The sequence below is a fragment of the Haloarcula sp. HT12 genome (assembly GCF_055271655.1).
Genome location: NZ_JBUXKW010000004.1, coordinates 465,624 through 483,349, shown reverse-complemented (window position 1 = coordinate 483,349; position 17,726 = coordinate 465,624). Strand labels below are relative to the sequence as shown.

The 17,726-nt window shown below is 61.1% G+C and carries 14 protein-coding genes; 2 read left to right on the top strand and 12 right to left on the bottom strand.

Going from position 1 to position 17,726, the window contains the following annotated elements:
• Nucleotides 1-57: 57 nt before the first annotated feature.
• The 12 genes from ACY9XZ_RS15315 to ACY9XZ_RS15260 all read right to left on the bottom strand — a co-directional run bounded on the left by ACY9XZ_RS15315 (nt 58) and on the right by ACY9XZ_RS15260 (nt 16,046).
• A complete protein-coding gene (locus ACY9XZ_RS15315; protein WP_463457886.1) occupies nt 58-936 on the bottom strand; it encodes a fumarylacetoacetate hydrolase family protein in 879 nt (292 codons plus the stop codon).
• Between the two features lie 78 nt (nt 937-1,014).
• Nucleotides 1,015-1,920, bottom strand: coding sequence for an SDR family oxidoreductase (locus tag ACY9XZ_RS15310; protein WP_463457885.1), 906 nt, complete (start codon nt 1,918-1,920; stop codon nt 1,015-1,017).
• A complete protein-coding gene (locus ACY9XZ_RS15305) occupies nt 1,904-3,403 on the bottom strand; it encodes an aldehyde dehydrogenase family protein (RefSeq protein WP_463457884.1) in 1,500 nt (499 codons plus the stop codon). The genes ACY9XZ_RS15310 and ACY9XZ_RS15305 overlap by 17 nt, the downstream gene beginning before the upstream one ends.
• Nucleotides 3,404-3,483: 80 nt before the next feature.
• Entirely contained in the window at nt 3,484-6,552 is a 3,069-nt protein-coding gene (locus tag ACY9XZ_RS15300) for an FAD-binding and (Fe-S)-binding domain-containing protein (RefSeq protein WP_463457883.1), read from the bottom strand.
• Between the two features lie 404 nt (nt 6,553-6,956).
• Nucleotides 6,957-7,538 (bottom strand): VIT1/CCC1 transporter family protein, encoded by a 582-nt coding sequence (locus ACY9XZ_RS15295; RefSeq protein WP_463457882.1) that lies wholly within the window; start codon nt 7,536-7,538, stop codon nt 6,957-6,959.
• 6 nt (nt 7,539-7,544) lie between these two features.
• Nucleotides 7,545-7,835, bottom strand: a complete 291-nt coding sequence (locus tag ACY9XZ_RS15290; RefSeq protein WP_463457881.1) for a DUF211 domain-containing protein — start codon at nt 7,833-7,835, stop codon at nt 7,545-7,547.
• 488 nt (nt 7,836-8,323) lie between these two features.
• Nucleotides 8,324-9,409, bottom strand: a complete 1,086-nt coding sequence (locus tag ACY9XZ_RS15285) for a YihY/virulence factor BrkB family protein (protein ID WP_463457880.1) — start codon at nt 9,407-9,409, stop codon at nt 8,324-8,326.
• Between the two features lie 118 nt (nt 9,410-9,527).
• Nucleotides 9,528-10,598 (bottom strand): glutamate--cysteine ligase, encoded by a 1,071-nt coding sequence (locus ACY9XZ_RS15280; protein ID WP_463457879.1) that lies wholly within the window; start codon nt 10,596-10,598, stop codon nt 9,528-9,530.
• A 2-nt stretch (nt 10,599-10,600) separates the two neighbouring features.
• Nucleotides 10,601-10,969 carry a DUF7344 domain-containing protein gene (locus tag ACY9XZ_RS15275; protein WP_463457878.1) on the bottom strand — a complete coding sequence of 123 codons (369 nt, stop codon included), beginning with the start codon at nt 10,967-10,969 and terminating at the stop codon, nt 10,601-10,603.
• 250 nt (nt 10,970-11,219) lie between these two features.
• Entirely contained in the window at nt 11,220-12,914 is a 1,695-nt protein-coding gene (locus ACY9XZ_RS15270) for a bacterio-opsin activator domain-containing protein (RefSeq protein WP_463457877.1), read from the bottom strand.
• Nucleotides 12,914-13,375, bottom strand: coding sequence for a response regulator (locus ACY9XZ_RS15265; protein ID WP_463457876.1), 462 nt, complete (start codon nt 13,373-13,375; stop codon nt 12,914-12,916). Before ACY9XZ_RS15265 ends, ACY9XZ_RS15270 begins: the two co-directional genes overlap by 1 nt.
• Nucleotides 13,368-16,046 (bottom strand): PAS domain S-box protein, encoded by a 2,679-nt coding sequence (locus ACY9XZ_RS15260; protein ID WP_463457875.1) that lies wholly within the window; start codon nt 16,044-16,046, stop codon nt 13,368-13,370. The genes ACY9XZ_RS15265 and ACY9XZ_RS15260 overlap by 8 nt, the downstream gene beginning before the upstream one ends.
• A gap of 178 nt (nt 16,047-16,224) precedes the next feature.
• Here ACY9XZ_RS15260 and ACY9XZ_RS15255 point away from each other — a divergent pair, with 178 nt between their 5' ends.
• A complete protein-coding gene (locus ACY9XZ_RS15255; protein WP_463457874.1) occupies nt 16,225-17,031 on the top strand; it encodes a manganese catalase family protein in 807 nt (268 codons plus the stop codon).
• Between the two features lie 139 nt (nt 17,032-17,170).
• Nucleotides 17,171-17,527, top strand: a complete 357-nt coding sequence (locus tag ACY9XZ_RS15250) for a four-helix bundle copper-binding protein (RefSeq protein WP_463457873.1) — start codon at nt 17,171-17,173, stop codon at nt 17,525-17,527.
• Nucleotides 17,528-17,726: the final 199 nt, after the last annotated feature.

The window sequence follows — 17,726 nt, the reverse complement described above, 5'->3', positions numbered from 1 at the left end:
CCCTCTGTAGGGGGCCAAAAAAGCGATCCGAGTGGGCCGAGAACCGACCGGAGGCCGCTACTCCTGTCCGCTTTTCTGGACGTCGGCCTCGGCGTAGCTGACGTCCCGCTCGGTGACGTCGACGGTCATCTCGCCGACGGACTCGATCTGTGCGTCGATGGTATCGCCGTCGGAGAGTTCGCTGACACCTTCCGGCGTCCCGGTGGTGATGACGTCGCCGGTTTCCAGGGTCGCCCCGAGTGATGCGTACTGGACGACATCCGCGCAGGTGTACACCATATCGCCGGTGTTCTCGTACTGGCGGCGCTCGCCGTTGAGCTGGAGTTCCATCTGGAGGTCCTGTGGATCGTCGATGTCGTCGGCCGTGGTCACGCACGGCCCGATGACGGTGAACGTGTCGTAGGACTTCCGGTTCGAACGGTCCTGGTCGCCCCGCAGCGAGATGTCAAGCAGGATCGTGTAGCCGAAGATGTGGTCCCAGGCTTCCTCGGCCGGCACGTCCTTCACGTCGCCTTCCATGACGAACGCGAGTTCGATCTCGTGGTCGGTGCGCCGGTCCGAAAACGGCAGTTCGATGCCGTGATCCGGGCCGACCACGCTGGACGGCGCCTTCAGGAAGTAGCCCTTGTCCTTGATCGAGAACCACTCGTCGGTCGTGATGTCGCGGTCCGACAGCGCCTCCTCGATGTGGTTCTCGTAGTTCAGCGGCGCGGCGATGACCTTGCCGGGGCGACCCACGGGCGACCCGATCTCTACGTCTTCGACTGCGTGGTCCGGGTCGGCGTCGGTGTACTCACTGGCGTCGTACTCGCCGTCGATGTACTCGACGAGAGGGTCGTCGGCGTCGATACCGAGGCGGTCGTTCAGGGCGACGATGCCGTCGCCGTCGTCTGTGAGCAACCCGAGCTGGTCGTTGTCGTAGCGGACAAATCGCATAGGGGAAATATCGTTGGAGGCCGTGATAAAAGATGCCTTTCTGTGTGACGGAGAGAGGGGCTTCCCCCCGCTCCCTACTCAGAAGTGCGCGTCCGTCCGGGTCAGATCCACGTCGGCGGCCACGTCCTCACGGAAGTGCGCCGCCAGGGAATCGAGCGTCCAGCCGTCGGGATCGACGCCGACAGCGTCCATCGCCGGGTCCGAATAGACGCCGACCCGGTTCCCACCGGCATAGAGCGTACAGCCGGTCACGTCCGCCGCCGCGTCGCTGGCGAGGTACGCGACCATCGGCGCGACGTTCTCCGGCGGCATTTCCTCCCGCGTGTACGGGCGGTGTTTCTCCGGGACCGTCTCCGTCATCCGCGTGTACCCGTTCGGGACGAGGGCGTTGACCCGCACGTCCGAGTGGTGCAGCTCTGTCGACACCGACCGGACCATCCCGAGGACGCCCGCCTTGGCCGCGGCGTAGTTGACCTGTCCGAGATTCCCTCTGGCGGCCCCGGCGCTGACCGCCAAGTACGACCGCTGACGGTCGAAGCCGTCCTCGCCCGCTTCGCGCCAGTGTGCGCAGGCCGCCCGGAGCGGCGCGAACTGTCCGGTAAGGTTATTCTCGATGACTGCCGTCCAGTCCTCGGGATCGAGCTTGTAGCTCATGCCGTCCCGGAGGATGCCGGCGAAGTTGGCGACGAAGTCCAGACGGCCCTGCGACGCGACAGTCTCCTCGATGAGCCGCTGTGCGTAGTCGAAGTCGCTCACGTCGCCGTGGTGGGCCGTCGCCTCACCGCCCGCCTCGCGGATGTCGGCGGCGACCTCCTCGGGAACGGTCGGGTCGCTGCCGTCGCCGGACACGGACGTGCCCAGGTCGTTCACCACGACGGTCGCACCGTGGTCGGCGAGTTCGTGGGCCGCCGCCTCGCCGAGACCGTTGCCGCCGCCGATGACGAGACAGACGGTCCCCGCTAACTTCTTAGAACGGGAACTCACGGTCCTCGTGCTGGAGCGAGATCCACTTCTTCTCGGTCACCTCGTCGAGGAAGTCGTCGGTGTTGTAGCCGCCGACGCCGGAGGCGGCCGTGCCGCTGAAGGGCACGTGGGCCTCGTCGTTGATGGGCTGGTCGTTGACGTGGACCATCCCGGTCTCCATCCGCTGTGCGATGCGCTTGCCCGCACCCACGTCGCCCGCGTGGACGGACCCGGACAGGCCGTACTCGGTGTCGTTGGCGAGTTCGACGGCTTCGTCGACATCCGCGAACGGAATTACCGGTGCGATGGGGCCGAAGTGCTCGTTACAGGCCGCCGCCATGTCGTTGGTCACGTCCGAGAGCACCGTCGGTTCGACCACCAGCGAATCCTCGACACCCTCTACCTCGACGGTGTCGCCACCGGTCTCCAGCGTGGCACCGGCTTCGACGGTCTCCTCCACGTACTCTAACATCTCGTCGCGCTGGGATTCGTCGATGATGGGGCCGAGAACGACGTGCTCGTGGGCGCTGCCCGCCGGCAAGTTCTCGGCGCGTTCGGTCAGCCGCTCGACGTACTCGTCGTAGACGTCCTCGTGGACGAGATGCCGGTTGATGGAGATACAGACCTGTCCCTGGTGGGCAAAGGAGCCGAAGACGCCGGCGTCGACGGCCTGCTCGATATCGGCGTCGGCCGTGACGACGTGAGCGTTGTTCCCGCCCAGTTCCATCGCGGCCTCTGCGAGGTTCTCACCGGCCGCCGCGGCGACGCGGCGACCGACATCGGTCGATCCGGTGAAGGCGACGACGTCGCTTTCGGGGTGGCTGGCGACGGCGTCACCGATGTCCGACCCGTGGCCCGTCACGACGTTCAGCACGCCGTCCGGGAACCCCGCGTCCTCGAACAGCCGGGCGAACAGGAGTCCGCCGACAATCGGCGTGTTCGTCGCCGGCTTCAGGACGACCGTGTTGCCGGCGGCGACGGCCGGGGCGAGGGCCCGCGCGGAGAGGTTCAGCGGGAAGTTCCACGGCGAGATGACCGTCACCACACCCTGCGGTTCACGCTGGACGATGTTCTCCTTGCCCGGGATGTTCGATGCGGCGTGTTCGCCCTTCATCCGCCGTGGCATGGTGGCCGCCTCCGCGATCTGGTCCTCGGTGAGGTGGACCGACGTTTCCCCGATCCCAGCGGCCTGGCCGGCTTCGGTCGCCAGGAGTTCGACGATCTCCTCGCTGTGTTCGTCCACTGTTTGCAGGAGATTCTGGACGAGTTCCTCGCGTCGGGCCGGCGGGGTCTGACCCCACTCCGTCTGCGCTTCGGCAGCCGCTTCGTACGCAGCGTCTACGTCCGCCTCGGTCCCGCGGGGAACCTGCGTCACCGTCTCGCGTGTCGAGGGGTCCTCGACAGCGATGCTGTCCCCGCTCGTGCTCTCTTTCCACTCGCCGCCGATGTAGTGCGTGTTCCAGTCGGCCTCGATACTGTACCGTGATACGCCTTCTTGTGCCATATGAGTACATACGGCGAGGCTATAATCAAGGTTTGGTCACGTCCCGCTGGGCCGCCGCCCAGTTCTGATTTCTGACGGGACTACCGGCGCGGGGTCGAGAGCGCTGCATCGAGGGCTTCGACCGGGGTCGGCGGCTCCTCGCTACGACCCGCAAAGGCCCCGTCGACCGTGACATCGAGGTCGCCGAGCTGTGTTCGACAGGAGGCTCCTGGAGCGACGACGCTGTCGGCGTCGCTTCCGGTCACCTGCCCAGCGAGTTCGTCGCCGATGGCCATGCTCATCGCGTGGTGTTCGGCCTCGTAGCCGAAGGAGCCGGCCATGCCACAGCACCCGGAATCGAGTGGATCGACGGCGTAGCCGGCCCGACGGAGGACGCCGACGGCGTGGTGGTCCTTCTTCGTCGCCTTCTGGTGACAGTGCCCGTGGTACGCCAGCGACCGGTCAAGACTGTCAAACGCTATCTCGTCGTCGAGCCGGAAGGTGTCGAGGTACTCACACACGCCATAGCTGTTGGCCGCTAGCCGCTCGACTGCCTCTCCGGAGAGGAGGTCCAGATAATCGGACTGGAGCATGACGGCGTCGCTTGGTTCGACGACAACCACGTCCCAGCCGTCGGCGACGCGGGGGGCGAGCGCAGTCACAGCCTCGCTGGCTGTCTCACGAGTTGCGTCGACGAACCCCTTCGAGTATGACGGGCGACCGCTGTCTGTCACGTCCGCCACGTCGACGTGGACGCCCGCTGCTTCCAGCACCCGGACCGCCGCCTTCCCCACGTCGGGGTGGCTGAAGTTCGTGTACGTGTCCGGGAACAGCACCGCTTTTCGCTCGGCCTCCCGCTCGGGGACCTGCGGCCCCCTGGTCTCGAACCAGTCCTGCAGGCTCTCGCGCTCAAAGGTCGGCAGCGAGCGCTCGCTGGCGATACCGAGTGTCTTCTCCATCACCGTTCGTGCGCCCGGGAGTTTCGGCCCCAAGTTCGACAGTGGTGCGAGCGCGCTGCCGACCCGGGCCAGGGTGTCGATATTCGCGAACAGTCGCTCCCGGAGGCTCGCGCCGTGTTCCTCGTGGTGGGCGTGTTCCACCTCGACTTTCAGCTTCGCCATGTCCACCTCGCTGGGGCAGTCGTGTGCACACCCCTTACAGCCGATACAGAGGTCCATCACCTCGGTGACGAACTCGTCGTCGGTCGGATCGTCCGGCAAGTCACCGCTCATGGCTTGCCGGAGCATGTTCGCCCGACCGCGGGTCGACGTGACTTCCTCGTCGGCCGCCCGGAACGTGGGACACATCACACCGCCCTCGGACTGCTGTGTCCGACAGCCGCCACAGCCGTGACACAACTCGACCATCCCCTGCATCCCGTTCTCGTTGTCCCATTCGAGCGCCGAATCGAACCCGGCGTCGAACTCGTACTCCGGGTCGAACCGCAAGTTTTCGGTCAGCGACACGTCGCCACACACCTGGCCCGGGTTGAGCAGCCAGTCGGGGTCGAACGCGGTTTTCAGGTCGCGAAACGCCTCCCAGAGCTGTTCGCCGTACAGTTTCCGGTTCCACTGGGTGCGGGCGCGGCCGTCGCCGTGCTCGCCGGAGACGGACCCGCCGAACTCCACGACGAGGTCAGTTACGGCGTCGCCGATGGCTTCCATCGCGTCGAGATCGGTCTGTGACTTTGTGTTGACCAGCGGACGGACGTGGAGGACGCCGGGGCCGGCGTGCGCGTAGAACGACGCGAAGGTGTCCTGTTCGGCGAGTACGTCCTGGAACTCGCTGACGAACTCGGGGAGGTTTTCCGGCGGGATGGCGCAGTCTTCGAGAAAGCTGATGTGCTTTGCGTCACTCGTCCGCCCGAGCAGTATCGGCAGCCCGGACTTCCGGAGCTTCCAGAGCTCTTTCCGGTCGTCGGCGTCGTAGGCTTCCAGCGAGTCGAAGGCGTAACGGTCACCGACAGGGCCGTCGTCGCCACCCTCCGGGACCCGGTCGGCCAGCAGGTCCGCGACCTGTGCTCGGCCGTGGTCGTCGCTGTCGGCGTAGAACTCGACCAGCAGGGCGGCACGCGTTTGCTCGGGCAACCGGTCGGCCACGGCGGCGAACTCCGTCGTGTCGGCCGCGAGGTCGATGAGTACGTCGTCGATGAGTTCGACAGCGGCGGGGTCGTGCTGGAGAACGTGTTGCACGTCGCTGACCGCGTCGACAACACTGTCGTAGGTCAGCAGCGCCACTGCTTTCGTCTCCGGCGTCGGTTCGAGCGAGACAGTCGCTTCGGTGACAACGGCGAGCGTCCCCTCGCTGCCGGCCAGCAGGCTGGCGAGGTTAACCACTCCGGGGTCGCCGTACTCGCCTTCGTACTCCGCGACGAGTCGGTCGAGGTTGTACCCCGAGACGTTCCGCTTCATCTCGGGATAGCGCTCGTCGATCGCATCGGCGTGGCCGTCCAGCAGTTCGACGACGCCGGCTGCGATACGGGCCTCGATATCGTCGCTCTCAGAGTCAGCCCGCGAGCGGAGGTCGTCGACGGAGACCTCCCCGAACGTAGTGACGGTCCCGTCGGCGAGGACCACCTCGCAGGATTCGACGTAGTGGTCCGTTTTCTCGTAGACCAGCGAGTGCGCCCCGGTCGAGTTGTTCCCGATAGCGCCACCGATGGCGCTGCGGTTTCCGGCGGCTGGATCGGGCCCGAAGGTTAACCCGAACGCTGCGGCGCGGTCGTTCAGGTCGGCGAGGACAGCACCCGACTGCACCGTTGCCTCTTTGGCATCGGGGTCAACGTCACGGACAGTATCCATGTGACGCGTAAAGTCGAGGACGACCGCCTCGTTGACAGTCTGGCCGGCGAGACTCGTCCCGCCGCCCCGCGGGAGGACCGGTATCTCGCGGTCGGCACAGTAGGAGACGACCGCAGAGACATCGTCGGTCGATGTGGGAAACACGACGCCGATAGGCGTCACCTCGTATGCACTGGCGTCAGTGGCGTACATCTGACGGGTATAGGTATCGAACCGCACTTCGCCTTCGACACGGCTCTCTAAATCAGAGACGAGGCCGGGGCGCTCGACTTGCCCGCCGACGTAGTCGTAGTTCGCACGGCCGTCGCTCGCCTTCGGCGCGAGTTGGACACCACCGTCTGTGGCGGCGTCGCTATCGTCAGGGTGCATGTGCTACCACCTGTGTGAACCAATAACTTAACGCCGCCGTTCTCGACACGGCGTATCGGTGCTCCAGACTGTGTCTACCGGTACCAAACTGGCCGACTCCGTTGGGATGTGCCTGATTTCCTCCACCCGACTGAGGTTATACTCCCTAGTCATCAATGCAGATTAGGGCAAGATATTCAAATTTAACAGCAAAATACCAAATATCTGGATGAAAAGATGGAATAATAACCAAATAACAGATATTCACTCTTATATAGCAACACTTTAGAGACAAATATTAGAACTATATTCATATATGCCAGTATATTATCTCCAAATCTGAAGGAAGCCCGATATACACATTTGAAACTATTCGAACCAAAGGCAGCAATCCTTGGCCACTACCTTCACCCGACGGAGAGTTCCTACCCCGGGAGAAAGAGATTGAGGATTGCAACGACCAGTCCGGCGAGTCCCATCCGTGCCGCGGCAACGTACCACCGCTGGCCCGAAATCGAGCCCATGTAGGCGCCGAACACACCCAACACACCAATACCCAAGCCGACCGCGATAAGTGCCGCCTCTTGCATTGTGACAACGGTTCCTTCGACGAGGAACGGGGTTAGCGGGATTAGAATCCCGATTAGTGGACCCAGGCCGCTCATTATCGCGTGTACGAAGCGGGCACCGCTCTGATTCCGTTGCACGCGGGTATCGTCGAGGTCCGTGAGCATCGCCTGCTCGATACGTCTGATCTCGGCCCGTGTTTCGGCCCGTTCGATTTCCCAGACGCTCCAGACCGCAGATGTCCCGAGACCGACTGCCGCACCCAGCCCGATTTTGATCACAGTGTACCCGTCAGGGACTCCGGAGAGGACGGCGCCGACAATGATTCCAATGCTCGTGAGCGTTCCATCGAACCCGTTCGAAATGAAGTAGCGACGCGAAATCGCCAGGACGTCCTCCTTCCCGAGAAGACGCCTGAGGAGTTGTCGAATCGACGCCACGGCGTATCAGGCATCCTGTAGCGTACGCCGGTCCGTCACGACGTAGTCGCCGCAGGCAACTTGATCCACGGAGTGCACCGATCCACCGAGGTTTTCGATCTTTTCTTCGACCTTTGTGAAGTCAAGATCCTCACCCTCAAACGTGAGCTTGACGTTTTGAACTTCCTGATCTAGCTCGATCAGAGACGATGTTACTCCCTCGACACTTTCGGTCTCAGCGACCTGATCAGTAAACACAAGCAGGGGCGGGTCGTGCGGTTTCAGTACATCGATGACGAGGCGTCGGACTGCTGCCATATCTCAACACGAGGAGGGGTTATCTTAAAAAAGTGTGTTAGAATCTCTCTGCCGATCCGCTGGTCTTCTGTAGTTACGCTAAAGCGGTCTGCGCGTTTTCCCTCTCTATTGGGAAAAATTATCAGCAGAGGAGATATTATCACTTTCCGGCCAAAGAACGCCCCACGAGAGTTTCTGAATCCCGGTAAGTGCCTGAGAGAACGTCGATGTGGGAACTCCGCTGCCGAAAATAGATCTAGATTGATCAGGCCTCTGGAATCACAGCCGAGACGGATCACAGATGAAGTCACGTATTTGTCGTTATCCGTGTAAGCCCTGTTGGTAAACTGGGTAAATAGTAAGATATCGTCCAAGAATTTATCGGTAAAATCTGATAAGATGTCGCTCGTTCCGTCCCCGGATACCCTGTTCCAGTGGCGCTTAATGCGCCTCTGGCGAGCTCTCCCGTATCGCTTTTATCACCTGCTGATCTCTTTCACCACAGGAGATCAGTTATCGAACACAGTGGTGACTGCAGCCTCCGAATCGTCCGGCGACGAATCAGCGACTGGCGTCCAGCTAAGCTGGACTGTCCATCGATTACCTTCCTCCCCCTCTGTCGCGTATTCGACGAGATGGACATCACCCTCCGCCTGCGGAGGCATCTCTTTCTCTTCAGCCCCTGATACAACATGTGTGGTCGTGAGTCGCCGGTTCAGCCCGCGGAGGTAGGCATCGACTTCATCTCGATTGAGCGAGGCCTCGCGGCGAGGCTGAGATAAGTTAGCTCTGTCACTGATACCGCCGGCGTGACCGGATGAGTGTCCACCCGTTACCGCATTTATAACGGCACCGAGCAGGAGAACGAGCGCCGAAAAGTAGAGGTAGGTGATCACGATGATCACGCTGCCGGCGAAGCTTCCTGCCCCGGGGTTCGAGAACGTGAGGTACACCTGAAAGAGGCCCTGGAACGCTGCCCACCCGACCGCAGCAACTATCGCGCCGGGGAGGACGTCGCGGACGCTTAACTCACGGTCCGGAAAGACGTAGTACATCGGGAGGAACGCGACGACGAGTCCGACGAGTAACACCAGCGGCATGGCGTACCCGGCGAACGGAATCGTGTCCGCGAAGACGGCGAACGCGGCACTCGTTCCGACCGTGGCCACTACAGCGACCCCGAGGGCGAAGAGGACGACAACACCGTCTTTCAGTTTGTTCACGAACGAATTGCGACCGACGGTTCCGTATATCTCGGAGAACGCCGTATCGAGGCCCCGGAAGATCTTCAATGCCCCCCAGATCAAAACGACTGATCCGACGACGGAAGCGCTTCCGACACTAGAGCGTTCGAGGAACGTTTGCTGGACGACATCGGCGATCGGTCCCGGGAGCCACTGGTTGGCGAACTCGATGATACGGGCTTCGAGGCCGCCACCGACGAGGGTGAGCACGAGGAACAGCAGGATCAAAAGCGGTGCCAGCGAAACGAAAGCGCTGTACGCCAGACCAGCCGCCATGAAGGGGACGTTCTTCTCGGAAACGTCCGTATACACCCGCTGCACGAACTCACGTCCGTTGGCTACCGAACCCATACCTGCAGTTGTGGTTCCGACGGGAAAACATGTCCGCTGGCTATTGCGCGGTACCGGCGAACCGGCCGCGAGATACTCGGGGACTGCCGCTCTCACTCCACTCAAAGGACGTCGTCACTTACACGGCTATCCGTCCGATGTCCTGCCGGAGATTGCTGGCCTGTTCGAGACGTAACTTCCGTGCCAACGCTTTCCCGGCAACTGGGGGGCCACGAAAATCCGCTGAGACCGGCTCGTACGTGGACGTATCGAAGCCCATCTTTTCCAGGTAGATCTCGACCGGTTTCGATTCCAGTCCGAAGCGGATCGCCTGTTGGCTGAGCTCCTGAAGGGTGGAAAACTCCGGAACTCTGATCTGATCGGGGTACACGCCGGGACGTCCACGATCAAGTGATTTCGTCTCGGTCTGGGAAACCAGATCCCCCACGTCCACTGCCAACTTGATCACTTCACTCGGCAAGGCAGCGTCGGGCGCTCGCCACTCGACAGTCGGCTGGCACTCCCGGAGTCGAACGGGATTGAGCACTGTGTCTTCGGCTTCGAAATAGTCAGTGACTGTCTCGGCGCGTACACCGCGGCTATCCGCCAACTCTTTGAATCGTTCGAATACCTGATCGACACGATCTGTCCACTCCTGCAGACTATCTACGTACGGCCAGAGATCGCAGAACCGCTGGAATTCGTGCCCGCACTTCCTCCGATAGGCTCGTGCCCGCGAGGAGCTATCACCCGCTTCTCCGCAGTAGTACGGTGAGGAGTTCAGTAAGGCCAGTGCCGGATCGAGTGCGGTGAGGAGGTTCAACTGGTCGACCACACATCCTTTCTGGAAGTGGATGTGTGTGCCGGCGCAGTTCTTCGCGCTCTGGACCCCGTCGCCGTAGATCTCCTCGAACAACTCCCCCCGCTTGCAGTTCGCCTCCGTATTCGATGGCGTGAGTGGAGTTCCCAGAGGGACGAGCTGTTTGTCGTGCTTTTCGGCGGCTCGGACACCGGCCCGGAGTGTCGTCTCCAGGTCCCGACGCAACTCGAACTCGTTGTCGTGAGGCTCTGTCTGCACTTCGATGAGCGGATCGATGAACTCCGGTCTTATCCGGTCGTGAGCAGCCACGACCTCTTGGCCGTCGGCCAGTCGTCCATCGTCGTCTACGACCCATAGCTCAAGCTCGACACCGGTTTTGATCTGGCACATGACTATACCCCACCTCGTTTGACCGCATCGTCGACGTCCTCGACGGTCTTCGATTCGGGATCGAACGTGATGAGGCCGTGATCAGCTAACTTCGGTAGATGTGTGTGATACAGCGATACGTGAACCTGTTTGAGTAGTTCCGCCGGGATCGGCTCCGTATCGCCAGCCTGTTCCCGAGTTGCAACCGCTTTCGACAGCGTTTGCAGCGTGATCGGCGTCGATTCACAGGTTAGCGTGTGGAGAACCGTTCGCCGTCGCTCATGTGATAGCGCTTCGCACGTCTCGTCAGTCGCTGCCTCGGCATCGAGGGTAATCGAAGCGCCACTATCGGCGACCATGTTGATCTGGGCTGGGGAACTGCGTTGTGGCATGATATATCTCCAGACGATACTACTGTGTGAGCGGTGGTGAGCTATCGGCCTAATATGATTGAATCGGCTCTAATAGACCCGTATTGCTGCCAGGCACCCTGAATTGCCCAGTCCGAGGAATGACTGTCGTCCCCTCACGTTTCCAGCAGCGCCGGATCGCTTCCCGGTCCCGTCGACCATGTCCCGGTACGTTCTCTCCCGGCGAAGCCGTTCTCGCCTCTCTCGTCGGACTGATACTCGAATCGGTTGATCAGCCGCTGTTCGTGCCTGACTCGGACGTTTTCCACGGCGACGACGGCGGGGAAGTTTCGGTGTCCTCGTTTTCGAAGACCGCATCGAAGAACTCCCGTTCTGCCGCTCGGAAGTGCTCGCTGAACGTCGCCTGCGTAATTCCGAGGAGCTCCGCGATTTCCTCGCCGCTCGTCGTTCGCGGCCAGTCGAAGTACCCGGCTCGATACGCCGTCTCGAGGGCAGCACGCTGCTTCTCTGTGAGGCGGCTTCGGAACACGGATCGGGTCTCGGGAATGCTCGGGTCGTCCTGTTCCACGGTTCGATGAGAACAGAGTGTCGCTCCCTCACAGTTGTCCTCTACGAGCTGGGCGAGTTGGCGCTTGTCCCGCCCCTGTGGAAACTCGACGATCAATCTGAGTACGCCGGAGTCGATAGTTCCCGAAGCGACGCGGCCACCGTGATCTGCGACAGCGGTATCAAGTGACCCGAGCGCGGTTGTCGTGAATTCGAAATCGTAACTGTCCTGTCCGGCCGATAGAACCCGGAGGCCTTCGATTTCGGCCGACTGCTGGGCCGCCTCGTGCAGTTCCTCGCGTCGAAGCCCCTCCGCGTGCCCGTACACGAGAGTACCGCTATCGCTTCTGATGAAATTCTCGAACTGGAGCGTACACCTGGTGTTCGCCGAGAGTGTGACCAGTTCCTCGCACACGCCCGTTATCCGAAACCCGAGGTGCAACACCGAGTCCGAAACGAGGGCGTTCTTGCGCTCGATCGAAGTGATCGCGTGCCCGATGACCTCGCCCAATCGTGAGAGGATCCCCGTTTCGTGACTGGAAAACGCATTCGGTGACGTGGCGTGTATGACGAGGATCCCGTAGAATATCGTCCGGTACGTGATAGGGATCGCGGCGACCGAACGGCGGTCAGACTGTCCTGTCTGCTCGGTCTCGGACCCTTGATCTACCTGTACTTCCTGGGCGATCTGTGTTTGCCGCGTCTCAATCGCCATCGCTTCTGGACGGTCTTCTGCCTCCTCGTCACGGGGGACAATATTACGGTCGCTTTCCTCACCCGCGCTCGCCCGCGGGGAGAGCCGTTCGGTCGGCCGGTCGAGATCGCCGATCCAGGCGAGCAGGTAATCGTCCGCTTCGATGACTCGCTCGCAAACAGCCTGTTCGAGGCTGTCGCGAGAGTGAGTTGTGATGACATCGTGGGTGATCTCCTGGCTGATCGTATTGAGTTCGTTGAGTGACTCCAGTTGCTTGCGATAGCGGACCCGTTCGGCTTCCTGACGGGCCTGCTCGATCGCGTACTGGATCGAGTGGATCAATAGCTCGCCGCTGACTTCGTCTTTCACCAGGTAATCCTCGGCCCCGTGTTGAATCGCCTCGATCCCGACGTTCCGATCATCCAGTCCCGTGAGCACGATGATGGGCGTAAACTCCGCTTTCTCGACGAGCGTGACCAGCGTGTCCAGCCCGGCACTGTCCGGAAGCCCCAGATCGAGTAGAATAACGTCGACGGCGTTGTCGGTAAGGTACTCGACGCCCGCTGCAAGGCGCCCTACGTGATGGACTGCGACTCGCTCCGGAGGCGGTCCATCGAGGTTGATTCGGTGGAGGCGGGACTGGGTTTCCCGGAGTATCTCCTCGACAAGTCGTGCATCGCCCGGGTTGTCTTCGACCAGGAGGACGTCGAGTTGTTCGGCTGTCATCAACTTCCTCCGTTCGGTGGCAAGCACACGATATCGAGCCAGAACGTTTTGAACGTCCGGATTGTTTGAATGAACTCCCCCGGATCGACCGGTTTCGTCATGTACGCGTTCGCCTGAAGCTCGTAGGATCTGACGATGTCCTCTTCCGCCTGTGAACTCGTCAGGATGATGATCGGAATCCGGCTGAGATCGGGGGATTCCTCGTGTAACTCTTCGAGAAACTCGTCGCCGTTCTTCCGCGGGAGACTCAGGTCGAGGAGAATGATATCGGGGCGAGGGGCGTCGGCATACTCTCCGCGCCTGTGGAGAAATTCGAGCGCTTCAACGCCGTCAGTTACGACGTGGAGCGTGTTGGCGATCCGGTTTTCCCTGAACGCTTCTCTCGTCAGGTGGACGTCTCCCGGATTGTCCTCGACGAGGAGAATGTTCGCCGAGTCGTTCGGCTGGCTGTGTTCAGTCATGGTCTCGCTTCGCTCCCGAAAGGGTAAACGAGATGGTGGCCCCTTCTCCGGGCGTCGAATCGATCCAAATGTCACCGCCGTGGCGCTCGACGATCCGCTTGCACAGCGCCAGGCCGATCCCCGAACTCTGGCTGTCCGGTCCATCGAGACTCTGGAATACCTGGAAGATGCGCTCGTGGTCATCCGGATCGACGCCGATCCCCTCGTCCCGAACCGAGATAGTCCACTGGTCGGCTTCCGACGTGACGGTGGTGTCCCACTCCGGCATACCCCTGATCTCGTTTCGCTCAGCGGCAACGTGTATCCGTGGCGGTTCGTCGCCGCTATACTCTATCGCGTTCTCCAGCAGGTTCTGCAGAAGCTGGCGTAGTTGCCGTTCGTCCCCTTCGACGACGGGGAGCGATTCGCTGGTGATCTCGGCGTCGTGCTCCCGGATGGCGATCCGGAGGTTATCACACGTATTCGCGTACACGTCGTCGAGGTCCACCGCCTCGAAAGAGGTGCCTTGGGATTCGACCCGCGAGTACGTAAGCAAACCGTCGATCATCTCACGCATTCTGTCAGCGCCGTCGACGGCAAATTCGAGGAACTCCCGGCCGTCCGCATCCAACTCGTCTCCGTAGCGCCGCTCGATGAGGCGGAGATAGCTTGAGACCATCCGGAGTGGTTCCTGCAGATCGTGTGAGGCGGCGTGCGCGAACCGTTCGAGCCGTTCGTTGGACGCCTCAAGCGCCCGCTCGCGTTCGATCCGCTCGGTGATATCCCGACCGATACCCGCAAGCATCGTCTCCCCGTCGGGTGCCACGACAGCAGATGCCGCAAACTCCATCGGCACTCGTTGCCCTCCCTTGGTCAGTATCGTTGCCTCGATGCGGGTACTACCGGTCTCGAACACCGTCTCGATCCCGTTGTGAATGGTCTCACGGTCCTCCTCGACGAACAGATCCGCTGGGTCCATGGACCTGATCTCTTCGTCCGTGTAGCCAGTCACAGTGGAGACGCTCGCGTTCCATCGCTGGAAGTTCTTTTCGGTGTCGATAACGTAGAAGAGATCGTCGATGCTGTTCAGTATCTCAGTGGTGTACGCTTCGTACTCTTCGAGTTGCTGTTCGCGGTCTCGGACCCGTCGCTGGGCCTCTACCCGGTCCGTAATGTCGCGGAAATACACCGACAGGCCACTCTCGGATGGGTACGCGGTTACCTCTACCCAGATGTCCAGCACATCGTATTCGAGGTCAAAGCTGACCGGTTCTTGGGTGTCCATCGCCTCCTGGTAGCGGTCCCAGACGCTGGTGTCGGCAGCCTCGGGGAACATATCCCAGAGGCACTCGCCGAGGAGTTCCTCGCGGGGTTGCTGAAGCAGTTCCTCCGCGCGCTCGTTGACGTGTGTGAACCGCCACTCCTCGTCGAGCGCGTAGAACGCATCCGAAATCCGTTCCAGAATACGCTGGAGTTCGCTCTCTATCTCCTGCTCGTGTCGGTGCCGGTCAGTCATGTCGCGAGTGACCTTCAGATATCCCTGGTGAATGCCGTCGTCGCGGAGGGCCGTGATCGTCACGTTCGCCCAGAACTGGGTACCGTCCTTGCGGACGCGCCAACCCTCGTCCTCGATTGACCCCTTCTCGAGCGCATCAGCGAGGTTTTGCTCGGGAACGCCCGATGCCCTGTCAGATTCCGTGTAGAACTGTGAGATGTGTTCGCCGAGTATCTCCGCGGCCTCGTACCCCTTGATCTTCCGTGCCCCTTCGTTCCAGCTAACCACGCGACCGTGCGGGTCGAGGCGGAAAATGGCGTACTCTTCTACCGCATCGACTAGGGAGTGAAATCGTTCCTCAGTCTCTCGAAGTGCGTCTGCCGTTTTCTTCTGGTCCGTGCCCTCAGTGTAGATTTCGACTCGTCCCCCGGCGAACGGTCCGGATTCGATGGGTTTGCTCCAGTGGTTGAGCCAGCGTCCCTCCCGGTTCTCACCGGCGGTAATTTCGCACGTGAACTTATCGACGTACGCGTTATTGTCGTATGCAGAGAGCACGCGGTCCGCAAACCGATCCGGGTCGGCGACTCGTTTTCTCATGACCTCGTCGACGACGTCCCGCTTGTCCCGACCGACGAGTGCGCTCGGATCCACGCCGAAATACTGACCGATGGTCTCGTTGGTCCGAACTATTTCGAACTCCTCGTCGAGAACGAAGATACCCCCGTGGATCTTTTCCAGGATCGTACTGAGTACGTCACCCGATCTCTGGGTCCATTCCGGTGTCGGCGGAAATCCTTGCTCGGACAGGTTTCTCACAATACCGACGGTCCCCTGGCAATCACCCTCCGTCAGGAGACGGGACACCCGCAGTTCACAGGGCATCGTCCTCCCGTCGGAACTCCGGAGAACGGATTGGAACGTTACGAGATCGTCTTCGCGATCCTGTAAACGCTGCATTTCGTGTTCGGCATCGATCTCAGAAAAGAGTAATGAGTACGGTTCGCCGAGGAGCTCGTCCCGGGAATAGCCTGTCATCTCCACCAGAGAATCGTTTACAGCAACGAAATGACCGGACTGGTCCAGCTGATAGACCCCGTCATCGAGCAGGCCGACCAGCGTTCGATATCGGTCGAGTGCTCCGGCATCGCTCGTATCACCCCATATAACATCTGAAGCTGCGCTTGATCTGGGACTCACTACCGTGACATACTCCCTGGGGACGTTTAGGTTGTTCTAACCACTCGTATTCGTTTAGGACCCACGTAGTTCAAGACCCATTAATATCGAGCGAGACTTCTGGACGGAGGCTCTCTGGTTTTGAAGTTCGTATTTCAGGGTCAACACTTATTCGCGAGCCGCAAGTACGTTCATTGGCATGTTCCACCATGGTACGGAACTTCAGTACGAAGTGCGAGTTGAGGAGCCCGACCCGGAGTTCGCGAAGATGCTTCAACAGGCTATAGGCGGGGCCGAGGGCGAGATGCGCGTTGCGCTCCAGTATCTGTTCCAGGCGTTCGCCGTCCCCGAAGACAAACAGCAGTTCCGGACGCTGCTGATGGAAACCGCCGTCGAGGAACTGGGCCACATCGAGATGCTCGCGACCGCGGTTTCGAAGAACCTCGAAGGCGCACCCGAGGCTGACGGAGAGCGTGACCCGGTTATCGGGGCGATGATGGATGCCGGGCAACCTCGCCAGGCGCTCTCGGCGGGACTGCACGCGATGCCCGTCGACAGCAACGGCGTCCCGTTCACTGGCAACTACGTCGTCGCCAGCGGGAATCTGGCCGCCGACATGTACGCGAACGTGATGGCCGAGTCGACGGGACGCCTGCTAGCGACCCGCCTCTGGGAGATGACTGACGACCCCGGGATGAAAGACATGCTCTCGTATCTCATCGCCCGGGATACGATGCATCAGAACCAGTGGCGTGCCGTCCTTGAGGAAGCCTTCGAGGAACCCATGCCGATACCCGGAAGCTTTCCCCAGGCCGAGGAAAACCAGGAGTTCAACTACGACTTCATGTCCACGTTCCGCGACGAGCAGGAGAACCCCGAGCAGCCCTGGACCCAGGGCGACTCCCCCGATGGCAAAGGCGAGTTCGGCTACCGACCCTCCCAGCCCGGCGGTGGCCCCCCTGATCTAACGGGCGTCATCGACGAGATGCACAACGAGGTGAACTAATACGGGTACGCACTCGTCCGGGAGGGCCTTCCGAAGCGACCGAGGCCAGACATTCCGTGGCAAAACCTGGCCGGACGGCTGGTTCCTTGCAACCGCAGGGCTGGGATTTACCACGGTTGATGGTGTATAGCACGATGCGATGTCATTAGCAAACACCGTCTCTCAGATTGACAGTCTGAGCGACGAACAGCGTACGTGTGTCGAGAATTGTCAAGAAGCCACTGAGGTCTGTGAGTGGTGTGCGGACGAGTGTTTGGGCGACCCCGAAATGGAGGCGTGCGCCCGACTCTGTCGGGACGTTGCGGATCTCACCTCACTCCATGCGCGGTTCATGGCCAGAGGCTCGGAATACAGCGGCACCCTTGCAGAAGCCTGTGCAGAAGCCTGTGAGGCCTGTGCCGACGAGTGTGACACCCACGACGCGGACCACTGCCAGGTCTGTGCCGATGTCTTACGAGAGTGTGCAGAATCCTGTCGGCAGATGGCTGACGCCTAACCGGGAGCGAACTGTGGCTTGTGGTCACTCGCAGTTTTTACTCAAACCGTCACTCGGCATCTGCCGGCGGTTCCCTCGGGCGCGATACGGGGGTTCGTTTCTGGCTGCAGGAAAAATAGATGCTCTGGTAGCTTCTACGATCCAGACTATGAGCGGTGTTCGAAAGATGAGTGACGGGAAACGACGTTCTGCGTGTCGC